The sequence below is a fragment of the Shewanella sp. 1CM18E genome (assembly GCF_023161665.1).
GTDB lineage: Bacteria > Pseudomonadota > Gammaproteobacteria > Enterobacterales > Shewanellaceae > Shewanella.
This window is the reverse complement of sequence record NZ_JALNTW010000035.1, coordinates 1-767: the sequence shown is the minus strand read 5'-3', so window position 1 is coordinate 767 and position 767 is coordinate 1. Positions and strand designations below refer to the sequence as shown.

The window sequence follows — 767 nt, the reverse complement described above, 5'->3', positions numbered from 1 at the left end:
CGTGTAGAAACGACATTGTATAAGACTCATGATGCAATGGAGTTGATGAATAAAAAAGTAGAAGCGAATACCGCAGCAACTCAAACAGCAATGAATGACGTCAAGCAAGTTCAGAATGAACTTGATTACACGCAAGAGCAGTTAGTGTTAAAGACTGTTTCAGCGAAAGAAGCATTACAGGATGCCGCTTTAAATGCTGATGAGCAGCTATCAACGCACTTGCAAGCCAAGCAAGAGGTGGCTCGAATTGAGCTAACAAAGTCTAAGGTTAAACTAACTAAAGAGCTTGAGAGTTTACAAACTCAAATTGATAACTTGGGCAATGAAGTTGGTGTGCCAGGAAGTGGTATTGATGAGGGATTAATAGCAGGCCTTGAGGCAGCCAAAGTTGAAGTTGAAAAAGCAATTATTGCAACGAACGAAGATATTCAACGTGTAGAAACGACATTGTATAAGACTCATGATGCAATGGAGTTGATGAATAAAAAAGTAGAAGCGAATACCGCAGCAACTCAAACAGCAATGAATGACGTCAAGCAAGTTCAGAATGAACTTGATTACACGCAAGAGCAGTTAGTGTTAAAGACTGTTTCAGCGAAAGAAGCATTACAGGATGCCGCTTTAAATGCTGATGAGCAGCTATCAACGCACTTGCAAGCCAAGCAAGAGGTGGCTCGAATTGAGCTAACAAAGTCTAAGGTTAAACTAACTAAAGAGCTTGAGAGTTTACAAACTCAAATTGATAACTTGGGCAATGAAGTTGGTGT

General features: G+C 40.2%; 1 protein-coding gene. It reads left to right on the top strand.

Annotated elements, in window-relative coordinates:
- Positions 1–45: 45 nt before the first annotated feature.
- Positions 46–767, top strand: a 722-nt coding sequence (locus MSG37_RS21205) for a hypothetical protein (RefSeq protein WP_248472783.1), incomplete at its 3' end; no start/stop codon positions are given.